Origin of the sequence: Xylanimonas protaetiae, from assembly GCF_004135385.1 — a bacterium.
Taxonomy (GTDB): Bacteria; Actinomycetota; Actinomycetes; order Actinomycetales; family Cellulomonadaceae; genus Xylanimonas; species Xylanimonas protaetiae.
In genome coordinates this window covers 36,042-57,025 of sequence record NZ_CP035493.1, presented here as the reverse complement: position 1 = coordinate 57,025, position 20,984 = coordinate 36,042, and the positions used below count along the sequence as shown (strand labels likewise).

Below are 20,984 nucleotides of genomic sequence, written 5' to 3'. Positions count from 1 at the left end.
TCAGGTGTTGTCCCACAGCAGCTGGTAGTAGGCGATGCGCGCGGCGTCGGGCTCGACGCCGTAGCCCTCGTAGACCAGGTGCTCGTAGCCGGGCCCGTAGTTCCACCCCGTGCTCATGGCGCACACGGCGAGGTCGGCCCACGGGTCGGCCACGCCCAGGCGGCCCAGGTCGACGTGGGCCGTCCACCGGCCGTCGGCGTCGAGCAGCGTGTTGGGCGCGCAGGCGTCGGCGTGGCAGACGACGAGGTGGTCGACGTCGGGCCGGTCCGCGAGCGCCGCGCGCACGTCCGTGTCGGCCTCGGGGTCGAGGTGGGTGAGGCGCTCGTCGATGCCCCAGTCGAAGGGGCACCCGGCGACGGGGAGCGCGTCGTGCAGCGCGCGCAGGCCCTCACCCAGCGAGCGGGCGGCCGTGGCGGGCTCGCGCAGCCAGCGCGGGTCGACGGCCGAGAGCCCGTCGAGCGCGGCCGTCACGAGGAGCTCGGCGCCGTCGTCGTCCCGCCGGTGATCGAGCACGCGCGGGACCGGCGTCCAGCGCGCGGCCCAGCGCAGCCGCACGGCCTCGCCCGCGAGCGAGAGGCCCGTCGAGGCGGGGTTCCACTTGACGTAGCGCGCGCCGTCGTCGTCGCCGTCGTTGTCGCAGTCGTCGACGCGGAACGTGACGCCGCCGCGCTCGTTGACCCACACGGGCGTGACGCGGCCGCCCGCCGCGAGCCGCTCGACGGACGCGGGGACAGGGACCTCCTCGGTCGGCGCGGTCATGACGGCGACGCTAGCGCGGCGCGGCCGGCGCCGCGGTGCGCGGCGCCCACCGGTCAGGCGGCCGCCGCCGCCGCGAGCACGGCGTCGCACGCCGCGACGAGCCGCGCGCGCACCGCCTGGCCGCGCTCGGCGAACCCGCGCTGGCGGCGCACGTACTCGGCCTTGCCCGCGGGCGTCTCGACCGCGACGGCGTCCAGGCCGTAGCCCGAGACGTCGTAGGGGGAGGCCTGCATGTCGAGGTAGCGGATGTCGCGGGCGAGCTCGAAGGCGTCCAGCAGCAGGTCGCCGGGCACGGCCGGGCCGAGCTTGAGCGCCCACTTGAACAGGTCCATCCCCGCGTGCAGGTAGCCGGGCTGCTCCATCGCCGCCTGCGTCTCGCGCGTCGGCTGGAGGGCGTTGAGCGGCCGGGCCTCCGGGGTGAAGAACCGGAACGCGTCGATGTGCGAGCACGTGACGCGGTGCCCGGCCACGACGGCGTCGGTGCCGTCGCCGCCCAGGCGCAGGGGCAGGGGGTGGCGGTGGTCCCGGCCCGTGGCGGCGTCCCGGTAGACCATCGCCCACTCGTGCAGCCCGAAGCAGCCGAACGTCCCGGCCCGCGACGCCGTCGCGGCGACGAAGCCGCGCACCCAGCGAACCGTGTCGCCGCGCTCGGCGAGGTAGGCGGCGGCGTCGAGCGTCACGCCGCCGTCGCCCGTGGCCCGGTGCCAGCGCCATGCGAGGCGCTCGTCGTCGGGCGGCACCTCCAGCGCCGCGCCCGGGCCCGGGTGCCAGCGCCGCAGCGTGCCCACGCGCGTCGCGTAGTACGTGAACAGGAAGTCCTCGACCGCGTGCTTGCGCCCGGCGTCGTGCGCCGCCCGCCAGACGGCGGTCAGCGCGTCGGCCCGCTCGGCGTGCGCCGTGGCGCACGCGCGCCACGTGGCGGCGTCGCGCAGGACGGCGGTGAGCACGGGCATGGACCCAGGCTAGTTCCTGCCCGGGAACGCCCGACGGCGACGGCGGTGGGTGCAGGACGCGCCAGGACGCCGGTGCCCGGCAGCCGTGCGCCGCTCCGGCCGCCGTCCCGGTCGATAGATTGTCCGAACCGACAAACAACCGGAAGGAGGGCGGGCATGGGCCGGCCGAGCGTCGCCGCCGAGCGCACCGCCCAGATCCTCGACGCCGTCGGCCGCTGCGTCGCCCGGTTCGGGCTCGAGGGCCTGACTCTCGAGCACGTCGCCCGCGAGGCGGGCCTCAGCCGCAGCCACGTGCGCCACTACGCCGGCAACAAGGCCGAGCTCGTCGCACGGTTCCGCGCCCGGCTCGTCGAGCGCTACAGCGCGCCCGACCTCGCCCGCGCCGCCGCGCTCGGCCTGACCCCCACCGAGTACGTCGTCCACGTCATGTTCGACCAGGCGCCCGACCTCGACGCGGACGCGAGCGTCGACGCCGTCGTGGCCGCCGCCCGGTTCGACGACGCGCTGCGCGCCGAGGTCCACGCCGTCTACGCGGGCCTCGAGGCGTTCGTGGCGGCGGCGCTCGCGGCCGACCGGCCCGGCTGGCCCGCCGAACGCGTCGCCGCCACGGCCGCCCAGGTCGTCGCCCTCGAGTACGGGCACTGGACCATGGCCGCCCTCGGCCTCGCCTCGGCCCGCACGCCCGCCGCGCGCGACCTCGCGCGCCGCCTCCTCGACCTCCCCCCGACCACCGCCACCCAGGAGAACCCGACGTGACCGTCCACATCGACCAGGCCGACCCGAGCGAGATCGAGGCCTGTGCCGCCATCATCGCCGCCGCCCTGCTGGACGACCCCGTGCTGCGCACCTTCGTGCGTGGCGACCACGACCGCCTCGGCCGTCTCACCGACCTGCACGTCGCCCTCCTGCGCAACGGGCCCGCGCACGGCGGCGCGATCGACGTCGCCCGCGCCGACCCCGGCGGCCGCGTCGTCGGCGTCGCCGCGTGGGAGGGACCGGACGGCCACGCCCCCTGGTGGACGCAGGTGCGCGACGTGCCGCGCACGCTGCGCGCGATCGGGCTGCGGCACGCCGCCGCGTCGCTGCGCGCCCAGTCCGCGTTCGACGCCGCCCGTCCCCGCACGCCGCACTGGTTCCTCGCCGACATCGCCGTGGCGCCCGCCGCGCAGGGCCTCGGCGCCGGGTCCGCGCTGCTGCGCCACCGGCTCGGGGCGATCGACGCCGGGCCGCGGCTGCCCGCCTACCTCGAGGCGACCACGCCCGGCAGCCGCCGCCTCTACGAGCGCTGGGGCTTCCGGCGCACCGACGACGTCGTCGTCGACGGCACGGTCGCGACGGCGATGACCCGCCCCGCAGCCTCCGCCTAGCGTGCGCGGCGCGCGCCGCCCGTGAGCGTGGCGAGCGTGCCGAGCACCCGCTCACGCGTCCGGCCGCCGATGCCCTCGGCCAGCGCGACCTGCCCGAGCAGCCGCGAGTTGGCGGCGACGCGCTGCGACCGGCGACGCCGGTGCCTGTCGTACCCCGCGAGCGCCGCCGCGAGGCCCTGGCCGCGGGCCGCGTCGTCGAGCGCCTCGGCCAGCGCGGCCGCGTCCACGAGCGCCTGGTTGGCGCCCTGCCCGAGGTTCGGGGTCATGGCGTGCGCGGCGTCGCCCACCAGCACGACCCGGCCGTGCACGTACGTCCTGAGCGGGTGCGTGAGGTCGTAGGCGTCGGTGCGGACGACGCCGCCCGCGTCCGTCGCCTCCACCACGTGCCGGATGGGCGCGTGCCAGTGCCCGAAGCGGCCCAGCACGTCCGCCCGGGCGTCCGCGACCGTCACGCCGGGCGGCGCGTGCTGCGCCGCGAACCAGTAGGCGCGGCCGTCGATGAGGGGCACCAGCCCGACCATCGCGCCGCCGCCCCACGTCTCGCTCATGCGCCCGCGCAGGTCGAACGGGTCGGTCGTCACGCCCCGCCACGTGGTCCAGCCCGCGTACCGCAGGCCCGTGTCCAGCCCCAGGACCTCGCGCGACGGCGACCGGACGCCGTCGGCCGCGACGACGACGTCGAACTCGTGCCGCTCGCCGTCGGCGACGACGACGGGCGCACCGGACGCCACGACGGACGCCTCGACACCCAGGTGCACGTCGCCGGCGTGCTCGGCCAGCGCGGCGTGCAGCGCCGCGCGCGTCATGGGCACCAGGTGGAGCCGCTTCGCGGGGACGCGCAGGGCGGCGGAGCCGTCGGGCCGCAGCAGCAGCGCCGTGACCGCGGTGCGGCGCTCGACGGCGTCGCCCAGCACGTCCTCGCCGAGCCCGAGCTCGTCGAGGGCCTTGACGGCGCCCTTCGCCAGGGAGATGCCCGCGCCCACGGCCAGGAGCCGCGGCGCCTTCTCGAACAGCTCGACCACGTGGCCCCGGCGGCGCAGCCCTCCGGCCAGCGCGAGCCCGGCGATGCCGGCCCCGACGATCCCGACCCGCAACGGCACGACCGTGGGCGACTCCATGCCAGCGAGGCTAGCGTGGCCGCGCGCCGCGCACCCGGCCGCTGCGCGGGATCGACGCTGCCGCATCGGCGAGCCCTCCCACGACCCGTTCGAGAGGGCCGCGGCCCAGCGCGGCACGCCACGCCGTCGCCGCCGCGAGCGCGACGAGCACCATGACGGCGAGCGGACCGTTCGTCGTCGCGTCGAGCAGGTCCCACCGCCAGATCGCGACGATCTGGAGCGTGTAGACCGTGAGCGCCATCGAGCCCACCGCGGCGAGCGGGGCCAGCACGCGCGACCCGAGGCGGCCGACGCTCAGGCACAGCCCCACGACCATGACGGCGAACCCGCCGGACCCGACCACCTCGAGCAGCGTGTCGTCGTGCGGGCCCGCCAGGAGCTGGCCCTCGGCCGGCGGCCACGGGTCGCCCCAGGCGTGCGGCTCCGGCACCCAGCGGCTCTCCGTCGCCGTGACCGCCTGGCGGACGGCGTCGCTGCCGCCCGCCTGCTCCACGAGCCCGGTCGAGAGCATCGAGGACAGCAGGAACGCCGCCGCCCCGCCCAGCACGAGCAGCGTGCGCGGCCCCGCCGACGTCAGCGCGGCGCTGCGCCCGATCGCGAGTCCCACGAGCACGTACGCCATCCACACGACGGCCGGGTAGTGGCCGGTCAGCAGGAAGTGGGTCACGGCGCCGTCGCCGTCGCGCGGCAGGCGCAGGCCCGCACGGGCGAGCACCTCCGGCCCCCAGAAGGCGAGCGGCGGCCCGACGACGGCGACGACGGCGGCCGCCCGGACCAGCCGCCGCGGCGGCCACCGGAGCACCGGGACGGCCAGCACGAAGTAGACCGCGTAGAAGCCGAGGATCAGGTACACCCGCGTACCGAGCAGGTCGAGGAGCGCGCCCACGGCCAGCAGGCAGGCCGCCCGCACCACGAGCCGCAGCCGCGCCCGGACGAGCGCGTCGCCCTCGGGCGGCCGGTCGCGCCCCGTCACGAGGGCGAGCGAGAGCCCGGCCACCGTGGCGAAGAGGATCGACGAGCGCCCGTGCGCCAGGCTCAGCCAGCCGGACGGCTCCGACCAGTCGCCGGTGGTCACCCCGACGTGCGCGGCGAACATGCCGAGCACCGCCAGCCCGCGGGCGACGTCGACGCCCGGGACGCGGCCGGGACCGCCGAGCAGGCGCCCCCGCCACGCGGGAGGTCCCTGCGGTGCGCTGACCGGCATGCGTCGATCCTCGCACCCGGCCCGCGGCGCCGCCGGGGGCCTGCCCGGCCACCCGTCGTTCACCTGGCGTCCGCACCGTGGGACCGCGCAGGAGGCGACCGCCTCCGCTGGTTAGCGTTGCCCCATGAGCGAGCAGACCTGGCGCACCAACGGCACCGCCGAGGCCCCCGCGGGCGCGGACCTCACCGACGCGATCGAGGCGCCCAGCTCGCACCACACCGTGCCGAGCAAGGAGTCGGAGTCCTACACGCACGGGCACCACGAGTCCGTGCTGCGCGCCCACCGCGCCCGCACGGCCCAGAACTCCGCCGGCTTCCTGCTGCCGCACCTGCGCGACGACATGTCGCTGCTCGACGTCGGCTGCGGCCCGGGCACCGTCACCGTCGACCTCGCGCGCGTCCTGGCGGGTGGCCACGTCGTCGGCGTCGACGCCGCGCCCCAGGTGCTGCAGGCCGCGCGCGAGCACGCCGCGGGCTACGACAACGTGCGGTTCGAGGAGGCCAACGCCTACGAGCTGCCGTTCGACGACGACACCTTCGACGTCGTCTACGCCCACCAGCTGCTCCAGCACCTGTCCGACCCGGTCGCCGCGCTCAAGGAGATGAAGCGCGTCGCCAAGCCGGGCGGGCTCGTCGCCGTGCGCGACGCCGACTACGCCGCCATGGCCTGGTACCCGGAGTCCCCGGGCCTCGACGAGTGGAACACGCTCTACCACGAGGTCACGCACACGTACGGGTTCGAGCCCGACGCCGGCCGCCGCCTGTTCTCCTGGGTGCAGCAGGCCGGCTTCGACGTCGCGCACATGGTGCCCTCGGCGTCGTCGTGGTGCTACGCCACCCCGACCGACCGCCAGTGGTGGGGCCAGGTGTGGGCCGAGCGCTGCGTCGCGTCGAACTTCGCCGTCCAGGCGCAGGAGTCCGGCATGGCCGACGACGTCGCCCTCGAGCAGCTCGCGCAGGACTGGCTGGCCTGGGCGCAGGCGCCCGACGGCTGGTTCGCGATCCTGCACGGCGAGGTCCTGGCGCGGGCCTGACGCGGCACGCCGGCGCGTCGTCGTAGGCTCCCCCCGTGCGCATCGCCAGGTTCACCACCGGAGACGACCCCCGTTACGCCCTCGTCCAGCAGGAGGGGGACCGCACGTTCCTCGCCGTGCTCGGCGGGGACCCGCTCTACATGCCGGCCCTGCCGACCGGCGAACGCATCGAGCTCGGCGACGGGGTGCGCCTCCTGGCGCCGGTGATCCCGCGCTCGAAGGTGGTGTGCGTCGGCAAGAACTACGCCGACCACGCCGCCGAGATGGGCGGCGAGGTGCCGACGACGCCGCTGCTGTTCCTCAAGCCCAACACGGCCGTCGTCGGGCCCGACGACCCGGTGATCCTGCCCGACTGGACGCAGGAGGTCTCCTACGAGGCCGAGCTCGCCGTCGTCATCTCCAAGGTGTGCAAGGACGTCACGCCCGAGAGCGCGCTGTCCTACGTGCTCGGCTACACCGTCGCCAACGACGTCACCGCGCGCGACGCGCAGCGCACCGACGGGCAGTGGGCGCGCGCGAAGGGCTTCGACACCTCGCTCCCGCTGGGGCCCTGGATCGACACCGACCTCGACCCCGAGGACGTCGCCGTGCGCAGCTACGTCAACGGCGAGTTGCGCCAGGACGGGCGGACGGCGGACCTCGTGTTCGACATCCCGTTCCTCATCTCCTACATCTCCGAGGCCATGACGCTGCTGCCCGGCGACGTCATCCTCACGGGCACGCCCGCGGGCGTCGGCCTCGTCGACCACGGCGACCGCATGGAGGTCGAGGTCGAGGGCGTCGGCGCCATGAGCAACCCGGTGTTCCGCCGGCACTGACGCCCGTGGGCGACTGGGGCTTCTCCGTCGTCGGCGCGGTCTTCCTCGCCGGGCTGTTCGTGCCCAACCTGCTGTGGGCGCGGGCGAAGCCCACCGGCTACGACCCCCGCGGCGAGAACCGCTGGCTGGTCGCGCTCGAACGCGTCGGCCAGGTGGCGACGACGGCCAGCGCCCTCGTCTTCGCGAACACCAACCTGCGGCCGTGGACGGCGTGGTCGCTGTGGCTCGTCGCCGCGGTGGCCCTCATGGTCGCGTACGAGGCGTGCTGGGTGCGGTACTTCCGCAGCCCCCGCACGGTGCGCGACTTCTACCGGAGCGCCGCCGGCGTGCCGGTGCCCCTGGCGAGCCTGCCGGTCGCGGCCTTCGTGCTGCTCGGGGTCTCCGGGCGCCTGCCGGTGCTGGTGGGCTCGGCGCTCGTGCTCGGTGTCGGGCACGTGGGCATCCACCTCGGGCACCGGCGTGCGCTGTCCCGGTAACGTCGTCGGATGGACTCCTGCTGCGAGCCGCAGGGCTACGACCGGGTCTTCACGGCCGGCGTCGCCCGGCGGGACGCCGCGCGGTACCGCCGGTCCGGGCTGACCCGGGACCCGCAGCGGGTCGTCGACCTGTACCGCGCGGGGGAGGTGCGCGGCGAGACCGTGCTCGACGTCGGAGCCGGGATCGGCGACCTCGGCCTCGAGCTGCTGCGCGCGGGGGCGTCGCACGTCACCGCGGTGGACCTCTCGCCGGGCTATGACGACGTCGCCGCCTCCCTGGCGGCGCAGGCCGGGCTGAGCGCGCGGGTGTCGCGCGCGACCGGAGACCTCGCCGCACGCCCCGGGCTCGCGGAGCCCGCCGACGTCGTCGCCCTGATGAAGGTGGTGTGCTGCTACGCCGACCCGGGCCGCCTGCTGGCCGTCGCGGCCGGGGCCGCACGCCGCCACGTGGTGCTCAGCTACCCGCGCGACACCTGGTGGCTGCGGCTGTTCGCGCGCGGGTCCGCCCTGGCGGGCCGGTGGCGGCGCACGTCGTGGCGCTTCGCCGTGCACCCGGAGCGCGACCTGCTGGCGGTGCTGGAGCGGGAGGGGCTGACGGTGACGCGCCGGGAGCGGGCGGGAGTGTTCACGCTGGTGGTGACGACGCGGGCGTGAGGTGTGCCGGGGCGGGGGTCGGGTGGCGGGGGTCGGGTCGGTGCGGTCGACTTGCGGGGGTCGGATCGTCGGTTGGCGGTCAGATCGTTGACCTGGGTCGACGATCTGAGCACAGTTCGACGATCTGACCGCGGTGCGCCGACCGGACAGCCGACCGGACAGCGGACCGCGACGGGTTGACGACGTCGATGTGCGGCGCCGTGGCGGGGCTGCCGGAGCGAGGGGTTTTCCACAGGGCGACCGGGCGGGGCGGCGTTGCGCGGCAGGCTGGGGGCGTGAGCGACGGGGTCGTGCTGGTGCGCGAGGAGGATCCGAACGACGTGCGGCGGCGGGTCGCCGCGGGGAGCTGGTGCGGCTGCGCCGGGGAGCCTTCCTCCGCGCCGACGACGCCGACGACGCCGCGCCCGCGCTCGGTGCGCGGGCGACGCAGGCGCGCCGGCTGGCGATCGGCCGGATCCACGCCGTGCACCGGCAGACCCGGGCCCCGCACGTCGTGAGCCACACCAGCGCCGCGCTGATGTGGCGCCTGGGGCTCTGGACGACCCCCGAGCAGACGCACATCAGGCAAGTGTCGAACCCGGGCGGCACGCGCGCTCGCGACGTCGCCCGTCATGTCGGACTGCCGGCGGAGCGTGTCGAGATCGACGGTGTGCCCGTGACGACGCTCGCCCAGACGGTGCTGGACTGTCTGCTGACGCTGCCACCGTTCGAGGCGCTCGTCGTCGCCGACTCGGCGCTCACGCAAGGCCTGCGCCCTGGCGAGGTGTCGGAGCTGCTCGCGGCGGTGACCAGACCGAACGGGAGGGCGAGGGCTGCGCTGGTGCTCGGGCTCGCCGACCCCGGCGCCGAGTCGGTGTGGGAGACCTGGGTGCGGTACCTGGCGCTCCGGGCGGGCCTGCCCCGCCCGCGCACCCAGTACCCGGTGCAGACGCACCGGGGCACGTACCGCGCGGACCTCGGCTGGCCGGAGCACGGCGTCCTCGCGGAGTTCGACGGCCTCGTCAAGTACACCGACGGGTCGTTCGGCCCGCAGTACCGTGGGCGCGACGCCCTCGTCGAGGAGAAGCTGCGCGAGGACGCGATCGCCGAGGCGCTCGGCGCCCGCCCCATCGGGTTCGTCGCCGCTGACGCGCGCGACGTGCGCGCTGCGACGGCCCGCCTGCTGGCCCGCTTCCCAAGCACGCTGACGGCCACCCTCCGCCCAGACCGCCGCCTCCTGCTGCCGCGATGAGGGGGATGGGGACCTCTCATCGTCGGTTGCCGATCGGATCGTCGGTTCAGATCGACGATCTGACCACCAACCGACGATGTGCCCCCCGCCCTCCTCCGGTCAGCCAGCCCCGGCTCTCCGACCGGTCGCGGCCCGGTCCGATCGGCGCCGGTCCGCCCCGCCCGCCCCGCCCCACCCCGGCGCCGGGCGGCCAGGCGGAGGGTCGGCGCCGGGGCGAGGGGTGCCCCGGTAGCCTGGGTCCGTGACTCTTCCTGCTGCCGGCTCGTCGTCCGTCCGTGTTCGCTTCGCTCCCTCGCCCACCGGGATGTTCCACGTCGGTGGGGCGCGGTCGGCGCTGTTCAACTGGGCCGTGGCCAAGCACGCCGGCGGCACGTTCGTCCTGCGCATCGAGGACACCGACGCCGCGCGCAACAAGCCCGAGTGGGTCGACGGCATCCTGAGCGCGATGGCGTCGCTCGGCATGCACGCCGAGGACCCCACGTTCGAGGGCCCGTACTTCCAGTCCAAGAACGTCGCGCTGCACACCGAGGCCGCCGCGACCCTGTACGCCCAGGGCAACGCCTACTACTGCGACTGCACGCGCGACGACGTCGCCGCCCGCACCGGCAACGCCCAGACCGGCTACGACGGCTTCTGCCGCGACCGCGGCCTCACGTACGAGCCCGGCCGTGCCCTGCGCTTCCGCACGCCCGACGACGGCGAGACCGCCGTCGTCGACCTGATCCGCGGCAACCCCACCTTCCCGAACGCCGCGATGGAGGACTTCGTCGTCGCGCGCGGCGACGGCTCGCCCGTGTTCCTGCTCGCCAACGTCGTCGACGACATGGATGAGCACGTCAGCCATGTCATCAGGGGCGAGGAGCACCTGCCCAACACCCCGAAGCAGCAGCTGCTGTGGGAGGCGCTCGGGCAGACGCCGCCCACCTGGGCGCACCTGCCCGTCATCGTCAACGAGAAGCGGCAGAAGCTGTCCAAGCGCCGCGACAAGGTGGCCCTCGAGGACTACCTGGCCGACGGGATCCTGCCCGACGCGATGGTCAACTACCTCATGCTGCTCGGCTGGGCACCCGGCAACAACGAGGAGATCCTGCCGTTCGAGACCCTCGTCGAGCGGTTCGACATCGCCGACGTGAACTCGTCCTCCGCGTTCTTCGACGTCAAGAAGCTGACGGCGTTCAACGGGGAGTACATCCGGGCGCTGCCCCTGGCGGAGTTCAAGGCCGCCGTCGACCCGTGGCTCCACGCCCCGCGCGCCCCCTGGACGCCCGAGCAGTTCGACGCCGCCGCCTTCGACGCCGTCGCGCCGCTCGCGCAGACCCGTGTCGCGACGCTGAGCGAGATCACGGCCAACGTCGACTTCCTGTTCCTCGACGAGCCGGTCGAGGACGAGCAGTCGTGGAACCGCGCCATGAAGGAGCCGGCCGCCGCGCTCCTCGCGGACGCCCGCGCGGCCCTCGCGACGCTCGAACCGTGGGAGGCCGAGCCGCTCAAGGACCTCGTCACCGCCGTCGGCGAGCAGCACGGCCTCAAGCTCGGCAAGGCGCAGGCGCCCGTGCGCGTCGCGGTGACGGGCCGCACGATCGGCCTGCCGCTCTTCGAGTCGCTCCAGGTGCTGGGCCGGGAGAAGGTGCTGGCCCGGGTCGACGCCGCGATCGCGCGCCTCGATGGCTGAGATGCCCGCCCGGACCGCTCCCCGCGGCGACGTCGCCGCCCCGGCGGCGCACGTGCCGGGTGCTGGCGCCGTCGTCCCGGCGGCCACGCCCGTTCGTGTGGACGCCGTCCTCTTCGACGTCGACGACACGCTCGTCGACACGCGCGGCGCGTTCGCGGCCGCCGTGGGCGCTGTCCGGCGCGCGTTCCTGCCGCACGTGCCGCCCGAGCGCGAGCCCGAGCTGCTCGCCGTCTGGCGCGACGACGTGCACGGCCACTACCGCGCCTACACGCGCGGCGACCTCGGCTTCGACGAGCAGCGCCGGCGGCGCGCCGACGAGCTGCACGTCGCGTTCGGCGGCCCGCGCGTCGACGAGGCCGCCTACCCCGGCTGGCTCGAGGTCTTCTGGGGCACGTTCCAGGCGTCCTGGCGCGCGCACGACGACGTCGCCACGGCGCTCAAGGCGCTGCAGGCCGCGGGCGTGCTGCTCGGGTCGGTGACCAACGCGCGCGTCGCGCTGCAGGAGTCCAAGCTCGCCGCCTCCGGCGTCGAGGGCGTGCCGGTGCTCGTGGGCGTCGACACGCTCGGCTTCGGCAAGCCCCGCCCCGAGGTGTTCCTCGAGGGCTGCCGCCTGCTGGGCACCGACCCGGCACGCACCGCCTACGTCGGCGACGAGCCCGACGTCGACGCGCGCGCCGCGGCCGAGGCCGGCCTCGTGGGCGTGTGGCTCGACCGCCCGGGCGTACGCCGCGGGGGTCCCAGTGCGGGCACGCCCGACGACGCCGCACACCCCGGCGTGCACCGCATCACGGGGCTCGACGAGCTGGGCGGGGTGCTCGGCCTGTAGGCCGGTCCCGCCGGCCGCGAGCTGCCAGTCGTCGCGCCCGTTGTCGGTGCCGTCGGCGCGGCCTGGCGGCGGGGCGGCCCGCGGGCAGACCGCGCCGACGGCGGGACGGGCCAGCCGGGGCGCGCCGGCCACGGCACGCTGCCGGGCGCCCGGGCACGACGCGCTGCCGGGCACGACGCGCTGTCGGGCGCGACGCGCTGTCGGGCGCGACGCGCTGTCGGGCGCCCGGGCTACGCCAGCGCCCGCAAGCCGCGGCGACGCGGTCACCGGCCGCGGCGCGCCCCGGCTACGCCGTCGCCAGCGCCTCCGTGGGGGACAGCCGCGCCGCCCGCACCGCCGGGTACAGCCCGGCGGCCACGCCGACGACGACGGCCACCGCGAGCCCGAGCCCGACCGCCGTCGGCGGCACGACGACCGGCCACCCGCGCGCCCGGGCGTACGCGGCGGCCGCGGCCACCCCGACGACCGCGCCGGCCACGCCACCCCCGCCCGACAGCAGCGCTGCCTCGGTGAGGAACTGGGCGCGCACGTGCCCCCGCGTCGCGCCGAGCGCCCGCCGCAGGCCGATCTCGCGGCGCCGCTCCAGCACGGAGACCACCATGGTGTTCGCCACGCCGAGGCCGCCGACCAGCAGCGACACCGCCGCGAGGCCCACGAACAGCCCTGAGAACGTGCTCTGTGCCTGCCGCTTGGCCGCCAGCGCGTCGGACGGGCGGGACACCTGCACGAGCCCCGGGTGCTGCGGGCTGACCGTCGCGGGCAGCACGGCCCGCACGTCCTCCAGGGCGTCCTCGCGGCTCGTCACGTACACGACGGTGGGGTGCCCGTCGAACCCGAGGTAGTCGGTCGCGGCCGCCCAGCCCACGAGGGCCGCCTGGTCGACGGCGGGCACGAGCGGCGCCGGCGCCAGGACCCCGATCACGGTGAACCACCGTGGACCGATGAGCACCTGCGGCGCCGGTCCGTCGTCGGGCAGGCGCGTCAGGCCGAGCCACGCGGCGGCCTGCGCGCCCAGCACGACGGTGGGGTACCCGGAGGTCGCGGCGTCGAGGAACCGGCCGTCGGCCGTGCGCGCGTGGATGACGCCGAGCAGGTCGTCCTGCGCGGCGAGCACGGCCACGCCGACGCCGGAGCCCTCGCCGGCGACGTCGGACCGCCGGACCGACGCCTGCGTGTTCGCGACGGCGCTGGCGCCGGTCACGGGGCCGACGCGACGGGCCATCTCCGCCGCCTCGGGCAGCAGCAGGACCGGGTCTCCGCCGCTCGGCGTGGCGGCGTCGACCTCCAGCAGGTCGGTGCCCAGCCGCGTCAGCTCCGCCAGGAGGGCGCGCTGGCCCGACGCCGGGATCGCCGTCACGACGACGAGCGTCGTGACGCCGATCGCGATGCCGAGCGCGGACAGCGCCGCGCGGCCGGGCCGCCCGGTGACCCCCCGGACCCCGAGCGCGAGCAGGTCCCGCAGCGTGATCCTCATCGGTCGCTCACCACCCGTCCGTCGCGCAGCACCACCCGCCGGGGGAACGCCGCGGCGACCGCGGCGTCGTGCGTGACGACGGCGATCGTCGTCCCGGCGGCGTGCAGCTCGCGCAGCAGGGCGACGACGGCGGCGCCGTTCGCCGAGTCGAGCGCGCCGGTCGGCTCGTCGGCCAGCACGAGGGCGGGCGAGGCGACCAGCGCCCGCGCGATGCCGACACGCTGGCGCTCGCCCCCGGACAGCTCGTGCGGCAGGTGGCCGGCACGGTGCGCCAGCCCCACCCGGTCGAGCGCCGCGGCCGCCAGCGCGTCCCGGCGTCCGCGCGGAACCCCGGCGTACAGGAGGCCGGCGGCGACGTTCTGCACGGCCGTGAGGCGGTCGGCGAGGAACGACTGCTGGAACACGAACCCGAGCCGCCGCGCCCGCAGCCCGGACAGCGCCCGGTCGCCGAGCCGGTCGGTGCGGACGCCGTCGACCGTGACGCGGCCCCGGCTGGGGCGGTCGAGCGTGCCCATGAGGTGCAGCAGCGTCGACTTGCCCGACCCGGACGCGCCGACGACGGCGAGCAGCTCCCCGTCCTCGACGGTGAGCGAGACGTCGTCGAGGGCCGTCACCCCGCCGGGGTAGGCCTTGGTGACCCCGGTCAGCTCGACGGCGCTCATCGCGCGTCCACCACCTGCTGGCCCTCGACGACACCGTCGCCCGAGACCTCGACGAGCCCGTCTGCGAACAGGCCGGTCGTCACCGCGACCAGCGTGCCGTCGGCCTCCTGGAGCGCGTAGCCGCCGCCCGCGAGCGCGAGCAGCGCCGACACCGGGACGGCGAGCACCTGCGAGCGCGTCTGCCCGGTGAGCTCGACGCGCACCGCGTCCGACGTCGCCGCGTCGAGCGCGGCCGGGTCGTCCGCCGTGACGGTCGCCGTGGCCTGCGCGGTCCCGTCCGGGCCCTGCGTCGTCGCGACGGCGGCGACCGTCGCCGGGACCCGGGTGCCGTCGGCGAGCAGGACCGTCACCGCGGTCCCCACCGGGAAGGCGGCGCCCTGCACGGGCGAGAGCGTGACCGTGACGAGCCGGGTCGTCGGCGTCACCGTCATGAGCGGCCCGTCGGCGTCCGCGCCGGGCGCGACCGACACCGCCTCGACCCGCACCGACGTCGGCAGCACCACCGCCCACGCGGGGTCGAAGCTGCCGGTCACGGGCAGCCCCGTGTCCTTCTGCCACGCCCGCACCCCGGCCGCGACTGCCTGGGTGTACACGGGGTCCGTGCGCGTGCCGACCGGGTAGCCGAGCGCCTCGAGGTTCGCCTTGAGCACCGCCACGTCGCCACCGGTCGGGCGCCCCTGGACGTCGACGGCGCCCGACGACGAGGCGCCGTCGCCGGAGCCGCCCGGCCCGCCGGACCCGCCTGACCCGTCCGACCCGTCCGACCCGCTGGAGCCGTCGCCGGACCCGCCCGACCCACCGCCGGGCGGCGGGGCCACGGACAGCGTGCGGAAGAACGGTGTCGCGCCGACGAAGAGCGTGACGGGCCGGTCGTCCACGCGGTAGAGCGTCTGGCCCGCGTTCACGACGGTCCCCGGTGCGGGCAGCGCGGTCACGGTGCCGGTCCCGTGGCCGGAGACCGTCGTCGGCGTGCCGAAGCCCAGCACCGCCGGGACGACCTGGCGGTCGGCCAGGTCGGTCCGCACGACGGCCACCGTGGGCGGTGGCGCGGATGTCGCCGCCGGGGCCCCCGCGCCAGCGCCGCGCGGCAGCACGAGCCAGGCGCCGCCGAGCCCCGCGACGACCACCGCCGCGACCCCGACGGCGAGCGCCCGGCGCCGCCGGCTCACGGCGTGCCCCCGAACGCCTCAAGCTCGCAGTCGTGCTCGATCTGGGCGAGGTCGGCGGGGACCTGGGCGCCGTCGTCGTACGTCCACGACGGCAGGGTCGGGTCGCCGGAGTCCTTCGTGAGGTGCACGGGCGCGCCCCGGTCCTGCATGCAGGCCACCTGGGCGAGGAAGTCGTCCCGGTAGTGCGGGTTGCGGTCGGGGTCGAGCTCGGGAGGCATCAGCGGGAACGCGTGCGTGCACGCGGCCTCGGCCTCGGCGGGCACGGGGTCCAGGACGCTGATGATCTCGGGACCCGGGGCGCCGGCCGGCGCGGCCGCCGCTTCGCGGGCGGTGTTCCGCTGCGCGCCGTGGTCGAGCAGGCACTGGTGGTAGGCGTTCCACAGCGCGGCCTCCCGTTCGGGCGAGTCGTCGAGCCGGCGCTGCGGCTGGGCGCCGCCTGCGGGGGCGTCGCCCGCGGGCGGGACGCCTCCGGTGGGATCCTCACCCGAGGGCGGGACGCCCCCAGGGGACGAGGAGTCGGGCGGCGGTGCGGTGTCGGCTCCGGCGTCGGGTGCCCCGGTGGGCGGTGGTGACGCGGGGAGCGACGGTGCGGCCCCGGACGGCGCGCGGAGCGACGCCACGGGCGGGCCGGACGGTGCCGGCGTGCAGGCGGCGAGCAGCGCCGCGACGGCCAGGACGAGGAGGAGGGGTGTGCGTCTCATGGCCCCGGACGCTAGGAAGCCGATGTCAGGGACTTGTCAGGATCCGGTGAGGCGGCCGTCATGCCTGCCCGGCGGGGCCGCGTCGTCCTTATCCTGACGACGTGTCACGGCTCCTGGTCGCGGAGGACGACCCCAAGCAGGCCGAGCTCCTGCGCCTGTACGCGCAGGCGGACGGGCACGCCGTGACGGTCGTCGGCGACGGGCGCGAGGCCCTGGAGGCGGTCCGGCGCGAGCCGCCCGACGTGCTGGTCCTGGACGTCATGCTGCCGCGCGTCGGCGGGCTGGACGTGGCCCGTATCCTGCGCGCCGACCCCGACCCGGCGCTGTCGGGCCTGCCGATCCTCATGGTGACCGCGCGCTCCGCGGAGGACGACCTGCTCCTCGGCCTCGACCTGGGGGCCGACGACTACGTCGCCAAGCCGTACAGCCCGCGCGAGCTCATGGGCCGCGTGCGCGCGCTCGCGCGCCGGACGCGCCCGGCGCCCACCGGCGGGGGCACGCTCGCTGCGACGGGCGCGACGGGCGCCGTAGGCGCGGCGGGCGCATCGGAGCGCGTTCACGTCGTGGGCCGCCTGCGCGTCGACGCCGTGCGGCACGAGGTGCACGTCGGCGACGTCCTCGTGGACCTCACGCCCGGCGAGTTCGCTTTGCTGAGCCTGCTCGCGGCCGCGCCGGGGCGGGCGTTCACGCGCGAGCAGCTCCTGCAGGACCTGTACGGCACCGACCGCTACGTCTCGCGCCGGACGGTCGACATGCACGTGATGAACGTGCGCCGCAAGCTCGCCACCGCCGCGGACGGCGCGGCGGACGCGACGCCCGCTGTCGTCACGGTGTACGGCGTCGGCTACAAGCTCGCCGGGGGCGCACCGTGACGTCGAGCGCGCCGGCGTCCCGTGCCGCGGGGTCGGGGGCGGGCCCCGAGACGCCGGCCTCCCCGGCGTCGACTTCCCCGGTGTCGACCTCCCGCGCGTCAGCCGCCCGGGTGCCCGCCCGGCGCAGCCTCGTCACGCGGCTGCTGGCCATGTCGCTGGCGGTGTGCGCCGTGTCGGTCGGCGCGACGGCGTGGCTCGTGCTGCGCAGCACCGACGCCGCGATCGAGCAGGTCAACGGCCAGACGCTGCGCGACGACGCCGTCGTGTACGACGCCTTGCTGTCCTGGGCCGCGGCGCACCCGGACTGGTCCGGCGTGCAGCCGGTGCTGACCCGGCTCGCGGACCGGACGGGGTACCGCATCGTGCTCACGGACACGGCCGGTGCACTGGTCGCCGACTCCGAGCCCGCGGCACGCCCCGCCGCCGTCGACCTCGCCGACACGCGCGTCATCGTCGACCCGCACCAGGTGGACTGGGGGCTGCTGCAGCACGCCCCGGGCCGCGAGTCGGCGTCGCCGTCGCCGTCGCCGTCGCCTGCACCGTCGCCGTCGCCGGAGCGCGGCCGCGACGACGTGGTCGCGACGCCCGGCCTCGACGTCTCGCGCGAGCGGGCCGCCGCCGCGCGCGAGGCCGAGGCGGCGCAGGCCGCTGCAGCGCCCGGCTTGGAGACCGACGCCGCCGCTCCCGGCGTGGAGACCGACGCCGGACCGACCGCTCCCGAGACCGAGGCCGCCGCCGCGCCCCGACCGGCGGCCGACGCAGCACCGGTCGCACCTCCCGTGCGGCTGTTCGTCACGGGCCGTGAGCCCGTGGCCAGCACGTTCCTCGACCTCTCGACGCGCAGCCGGGTGCGGATCGCCGGGATCGCCGCGCTGGTGCTCGCCGTGGCGGCGGGTGTGAGCGTCGTCGTCGGGCTGCGGATCACGCGGCCCCTGCGCGAGCTCGCGGGCGCCGCCCGCCGCATGACCGACGGCGATGACGCCGCCCGGGCCGTCGTGCGCAGCCGCGACGAGATCGGCGACGTCGCGGCGGCGTTCAACACGCTCGCGGCCCGGCGCGGTGAGCAGGAGCGGCTGCGGCGCACCATGGTCGGCGACGTCGCGCACGAGCTGCGCACGCCCCTGAGCAGCGTGCGCGGCTGGCTGGAGGCGGCGCAGGACGGCCTGACCCCCATCGACCGGGACCTGGTCGACTCGCTGCACGAGGACGCCGTGCACGTCCAGCACGTGGTCGCCGACCTCCAGGACCTCGCGCTCGCGGACGCCGGCGAGCTGCGCCTGCACCGCGAGCCCGTCGACGTGGGGGCGCTGCTCGACCAGGTGGTGCGGGCGCACGGCGCGGTCGCGGCGGGCAAGGGCGTGCACCTGGCAGCCCGCGCCGCCCCGGGCCTCGTGGCCGACGCCGACCCGGTGCGGCTGCGTCAGGCGGTCGCCAACCTCGTGGCGAACGCCGTCCGGCACACCCCGGACGGCGGCACCGTGACGGTCGAGGGCCGCGGGACGGCCGCGGGCACTGAGGTCGAGGTCCGGGACACGGGCGAGGGCATCGCCCCCGACGACGTGCCCCACGTGTTCGAGCGGTTCTGGCGGGCCGACCGCTCGCGGACGCGCGGCACAGGGGGCACGGGCCTGGGCTCGCCATCGTGCGTCAGGTCGCGCAGCTGCACGGCGGGACGGTGCACGTCAGCAGCGAGCCCGGCGTGGGCTCGGCGTTCACGCTCACGCTGCCGGGAGCGCCCGGGTCGAGGGACGCGGTCAGCGACGCCGCGCGCGGTAGGCGTGAGTGACGTAGGGGAGCGCCACCCGGTTCCGCCCCGCGAGGTCGGGGTGCGTCGCCGCGAGCTCGTCCACCGCCGCCAGCAGCGCCTCGCGCTCCGCCTCGGGCAGCGTGAGGAGGTAGCTGCGCGACGCCGCCAGGGGGCGCAGCGCCGCGGTCGCGATCTCGTCGGTCCAGCGGACCTCGGCGACCTCGAGGTCGCCGTACTCCGGGCCGAGCGCTGGCGCGACGTGCTCGGCGCCCGGCTCGAGACGATCGCCCCGGTGCAGGATCTCGCCGAACCGGGCGACCCAGTCGACGGACGTGTCCCGGTCGTTCCACACGATCCCGAGCGTGCCGCCCTGGCGCAGCACGCGCGCCGTCTCGGCCGATGCTGCTCGCTCGTCGAACCAGTGCCACGCCTGCCCGACGACGACGGCGTCGACCGTGCCCTCGGCCAGCGGGATGGCCTCGGCGGTGGCGATGTGGGTCTCGACGCCCGGCAGCGCGGCCTCGAGCTGCGCGAGCATGGGCGCCGACGGCTCGACGGCGACGACGTCGAGGTCGCGCGCGACGAGGGACGCGGTGAGCTTGCCGGTCCCGGCGGCGAGGTCGAGCACGCGCCGCGTTCCCGCGGGGACCAGGAAGTCGACGGCGGCGTCGGGGTACGAGGGCCGCACGGCGGCGTAGCTGCTGGCGCCGGTGCTGAACGACGCGGCACGCGTCGCGTGGTCGTGCGGGTCCGGGAGGCTCATGGTCCGATCCTGCCGCCCGGGCTGGTCAGCGTCACCCGGGAGGCCGCCGGGCGGGCTCGTGACGGAGGACACGACCGGGAGTCGCGGCTTCGTTTTGGTGGACGGGACCCGCGTCCGGTAGTGTTTACCGCTGTTGGCCCTGAGGGAGACCGCGGGGCTGATACCACCATGGGGTATGGTGTAATTGGCAACACGGCTGATTCTGGTTCAGTTGTTCTAGGTTCGAGTCCTGGTACCCCAGCTCAGAGATCCACCTCGTCCTCAGCATCGCTGAGGGTCGGGTAGGATTCTCCGGCAGTCGGTTCGCAAGGACCGGCAGTCATAGGCCCCCATCGTCTAGCGGCCTAGGACGCCGCCCTCTCACGGCGGTAACGCGGGTTCAAATCCCGCTGGGGGTACGCGCCGTTCGTCCGCGAACGGAGTCATAGGCCCCCATCGTCTAGCGGCCTAGGACGCCGCCCTCTCACGGCGGTAACGCGGGTTCAAATCCCGCTGGGGGTACGTATCGCAAGGCCCGGTCCACGTGGATCGGGCCTTCGTCGTTCCCGGGGACGGCGTCGTTCTCGAGGCCGCCTCCGGGACGGGTCGCGCGGGCGCGGTCTCAGTGCGGGTCCGGGTCGTAGGGCCGGGGTCGCTTCCAGTCCCGCGGCGACTCCCACGGGGGCACGGCGGACCCGGCGGTGCCGGGCCCCGCGGGTGTCGCCGCCGCGCCTGCCGGTCCTGCGGGCCAGCCCGGCGTCCCGGGCAGCCCGGGTGTCACCGCGGGCGGCACGAACCCCGTCCCTGGCTGCGCCGCGGCACCGGAGCGTCCGACGACGGCGATCGGCTGCGTCGTCGGGCGCGGGTCGGTCTGGTCGGGCCGTCCGGGGACGATGACGACCGGCAGCTGTGCGGCGCCGCCCGGCGCGAGCCCGCCGGGCGCCGGCGGCCGCGCTCCGCCATCGGGCCCAGGCCGGCCGCCCGCAGGGCGGAAGATCTCTGCGCACAGCGTGCGGTACGTGGCGTCGGGGTGCGGCACGTAGTCGACCTGCCGCAGCGCCTGGTCCTGGCCGGCGGACTCCATGACGAACCGGCCGTAGCCGAGCAGCTGGCCCAGCGGCGTGCGCGAGTAGCCCATGTCCGTGACCTTGGTCAGCGGCATCATCGCGACCTTGTGGATCACGAGGCCGTAGAGCAGCAGCAGCCGCTTGTCCGTGGACACGAACCACTCGTGACGCCACTCGAACCAGCGGAAGCCCAGCCGGCCCAGCGTGTACAGCCACCCGAACCAGAGCCAGCCGACCACGGGCTGCAGGTCCGGGGGCGCGACGAACACGATGCCGGCGACGGCGAGGAACACGGCGACCGTCGTCGCGATCGGCTCCAGGAGCGACGCCCAGTGGCGGCGCGTGGCGAGCACCACCGTCTCCGAGGGCAGGACGTACCGCCGCAGGTCGTGGTTCCCGCTGATGCTCACGCGTGGCTGGGGCAGCATCGGACGCCCCG

Annotated in this window: 21 protein-coding genes, 3 tRNA genes and 1 pseudogene; 15 read left to right on the top strand and 10 right to left on the bottom strand. The window is 76.3% G+C overall.

The window, feature by feature from the left end:
- Both ET471_RS00320 and ET471_RS00315 read right to left on the bottom strand, forming a co-directional pair.
- On the bottom strand, positions 1-759 hold the full coding sequence (locus ET471_RS00320; RefSeq protein WP_129186081.1) for an aminoglycoside 3'-phosphotransferase: 759 nt from the start codon (positions 757-759) through the stop codon (positions 1-3).
- Between the two features lie 53 nt (positions 760-812).
- On the bottom strand, positions 813-1,712 hold the full coding sequence (locus ET471_RS00315; RefSeq protein WP_129186080.1) for a 3-methyladenine DNA glycosylase: 900 nt from the start codon (positions 1,710-1,712) through the stop codon (positions 813-815).
- Between the two features lie 156 nt (positions 1,713-1,868).
- Between ET471_RS00315 and ET471_RS00310 the strand changes: the two genes are divergently transcribed.
- Entirely contained in the window at positions 1,869-2,468 is a 600-nt protein-coding gene (locus tag ET471_RS00310; RefSeq protein ID WP_129186079.1) for a TetR/AcrR family transcriptional regulator, read from the top strand.
- Entirely contained in the window at positions 2,465-3,079 is a 615-nt protein-coding gene (locus tag ET471_RS00305) for a GNAT family N-acetyltransferase (protein ID WP_165350336.1), read from the top strand. The genes ET471_RS00310 and ET471_RS00305 overlap by 4 nt, the downstream gene beginning before the upstream one ends.
- Here the strand turns inward: ET471_RS00305 and ET471_RS00300 are convergent.
- Both ET471_RS00300 and ET471_RS00295 read right to left on the bottom strand, forming a co-directional pair.
- Complete coding sequence (locus ET471_RS00300; protein WP_165350335.1) at positions 3,076-4,197, bottom strand: FAD-dependent monooxygenase; 1,122 nt, start codon at positions 4,195-4,197, stop codon at positions 3,076-3,078. The genes ET471_RS00305 and ET471_RS00300 overlap by 4 nt on opposite strands.
- Before the next feature lie 10 nt (positions 4,198-4,207).
- A complete protein-coding gene (locus tag ET471_RS00295; RefSeq protein WP_129186077.1) occupies positions 4,208-5,401 on the bottom strand; it encodes a heparan-alpha-glucosaminide N-acetyltransferase domain-containing protein in 1,194 nt (397 codons plus the stop codon).
- Positions 5,402-5,621: 220 nt separating this feature from the next.
- On the opposite strand from ET471_RS00295, the gene ET471_RS00290 reads away from it, so the two are divergent.
- The 7 genes from ET471_RS00290 (at position 5,622) to ET471_RS00260 (ending at position 12,111) form a co-directional block, all read left to right on the top strand.
- The gene (locus ET471_RS00290; RefSeq protein ID WP_129190576.1) at positions 5,622-6,434 is read left to right on the top strand and encodes a methyltransferase domain-containing protein; all 813 of its coding nucleotides are present in this window, start codon (positions 5,622-5,624) and stop codon (positions 6,432-6,434) included.
- A gap of 35 nt (positions 6,435-6,469) precedes the next feature.
- Positions 6,470-7,252 carry a fumarylacetoacetate hydrolase family protein gene (locus ET471_RS00285; protein ID WP_129186076.1) on the top strand — a complete coding sequence of 261 codons (783 nt, stop codon included), beginning with the start codon at positions 6,470-6,472 and terminating at the stop codon, positions 7,250-7,252.
- A 5-nt stretch (positions 7,253-7,257) separates the two neighbouring features.
- A complete protein-coding gene (locus ET471_RS00280; protein ID WP_129186075.1) occupies positions 7,258-7,728 on the top strand; it encodes a hypothetical protein in 471 nt (156 codons plus the stop codon).
- 9 nt (positions 7,729-7,737) lie between these two features.
- Positions 7,738-8,382, top strand: a complete 645-nt coding sequence (locus ET471_RS00275) for a methyltransferase domain-containing protein (protein ID WP_129186074.1) — start codon at positions 7,738-7,740, stop codon at positions 8,380-8,382.
- A 349-nt stretch (positions 8,383-8,731) separates the two neighbouring features.
- Positions 8,732-9,613 (top strand): hypothetical protein, encoded by an 882-nt coding sequence (locus ET471_RS00270; RefSeq protein WP_129186073.1) that lies wholly within the window; start codon positions 8,732-8,734, stop codon positions 9,611-9,613.
- Between the two features lie 241 nt (positions 9,614-9,854).
- A complete protein-coding gene (gltX, locus tag ET471_RS00265; protein ID WP_129186072.1) occupies positions 9,855-11,285 on the top strand; it encodes a glutamate--tRNA ligase in 1,431 nt (476 codons plus the stop codon).
- Positions 11,278-12,111 carry an HAD family hydrolase gene (locus ET471_RS00260; RefSeq protein ID WP_242496354.1) on the top strand — a complete coding sequence of 278 codons (834 nt, stop codon included), beginning with the start codon at positions 11,278-11,280 and terminating at the stop codon, positions 12,109-12,111. Before gltX ends, ET471_RS00260 begins: the two co-directional genes overlap by 8 nt.
- A gap of 286 nt (positions 12,112-12,397) precedes the next feature.
- Here ET471_RS00260 and ET471_RS00255 read toward each other — a convergent pair whose 3' ends face one another.
- From ET471_RS00255 to ET471_RS00240, 4 genes are read right to left on the bottom strand one after another with little or no spacing between them, the layout of a single operon-like run.
- Positions 12,398-13,585 (bottom strand): ABC transporter permease, encoded by a 1,188-nt coding sequence (locus ET471_RS00255; RefSeq protein ID WP_129186071.1) that lies wholly within the window; start codon positions 13,583-13,585, stop codon positions 12,398-12,400.
- Entirely contained in the window at positions 13,582-14,247 is a 666-nt protein-coding gene (locus ET471_RS00250) for an ABC transporter ATP-binding protein (RefSeq protein WP_129186070.1), read from the bottom strand. The genes ET471_RS00255 and ET471_RS00250 overlap by 4 nt, the downstream gene beginning before the upstream one ends.
- Positions 14,244-15,416, bottom strand: coding sequence for a peptidoglycan-binding domain-containing protein (locus ET471_RS00245; protein ID WP_129186069.1), 1,173 nt, complete (start codon positions 15,414-15,416; stop codon positions 14,244-14,246). The genes ET471_RS00250 and ET471_RS00245 overlap by 4 nt, the downstream gene beginning before the upstream one ends.
- Entirely contained in the window at positions 15,413-16,117 is a 705-nt protein-coding gene (locus tag ET471_RS00240) for a hypothetical protein (RefSeq protein ID WP_129186068.1), read from the bottom strand. Before ET471_RS00240 ends, ET471_RS00245 begins: the two co-directional genes overlap by 4 nt.
- A gap of 101 nt (positions 16,118-16,218) precedes the next feature.
- On the opposite strand from ET471_RS00240, the gene ET471_RS00235 reads away from it, so the two are divergent.
- From ET471_RS00235 to ET471_RS19050, 3 genes and pseudogenes are all read left to right on the top strand, one after another.
- The gene (locus tag ET471_RS00235; RefSeq protein WP_207207304.1) at positions 16,219-16,989 is read left to right on the top strand and encodes a response regulator transcription factor; all 771 of its coding nucleotides are present in this window, start codon (positions 16,219-16,221) and stop codon (positions 16,987-16,989) included.
- A gap of 149 nt (positions 16,990-17,138) precedes the next feature.
- Positions 17,139-18,197, top strand: a pseudogene (locus tag ET471_RS19055) (HAMP domain-containing protein); the annotation flags it as partial.
- Between the two features lie 374 nt (positions 18,198-18,571).
- The gene (locus ET471_RS19050; RefSeq protein WP_425356585.1) at positions 18,572-18,775 is read left to right on the top strand and encodes an ATP-binding protein; all 204 of its coding nucleotides are present in this window, start codon (positions 18,572-18,574) and stop codon (positions 18,773-18,775) included.
- Here ET471_RS19050 and ET471_RS00225 read toward each other — a convergent pair.
- Positions 18,744-19,499 (bottom strand): class I SAM-dependent methyltransferase, encoded by a 756-nt coding sequence (locus ET471_RS00225; RefSeq protein WP_129186067.1) that lies wholly within the window; start codon positions 19,497-19,499, stop codon positions 18,744-18,746. The genes ET471_RS19050 and ET471_RS00225 overlap by 32 nt on opposite strands.
- Before the next feature lie 169 nt (positions 19,500-19,668).
- Here ET471_RS00225 and ET471_RS00220 point away from each other — a divergent pair.
- The 3 genes from ET471_RS00220 (at position 19,669) to ET471_RS00210 (ending at position 20,000) form a co-directional block, all read left to right on the top strand.
- Positions 19,669-19,740: transfer RNA gene (locus tag ET471_RS00220), tRNA-Gln, on the top strand.
- A gap of 84 nt (positions 19,741-19,824) precedes the next feature.
- A tRNA-Glu gene (locus ET471_RS00215) sits at positions 19,825-19,897 on the top strand.
- A gap of 30 nt (positions 19,898-19,927) precedes the next feature.
- Positions 19,928-20,000 (top strand) — tRNA-Glu (locus tag ET471_RS00210).
- 100 nt (positions 20,001-20,100) lie between these two features.
- On the opposite strand, the gene ET471_RS00205 is transcribed toward ET471_RS00210, so the two are convergent.
- Positions 20,101-20,955, bottom strand: coding sequence for a PH domain-containing protein (locus tag ET471_RS00205; protein ID WP_129186066.1), 855 nt, complete (start codon positions 20,953-20,955; stop codon positions 20,101-20,103).
- Positions 20,956-20,984: the final 29 nt, after the last annotated feature.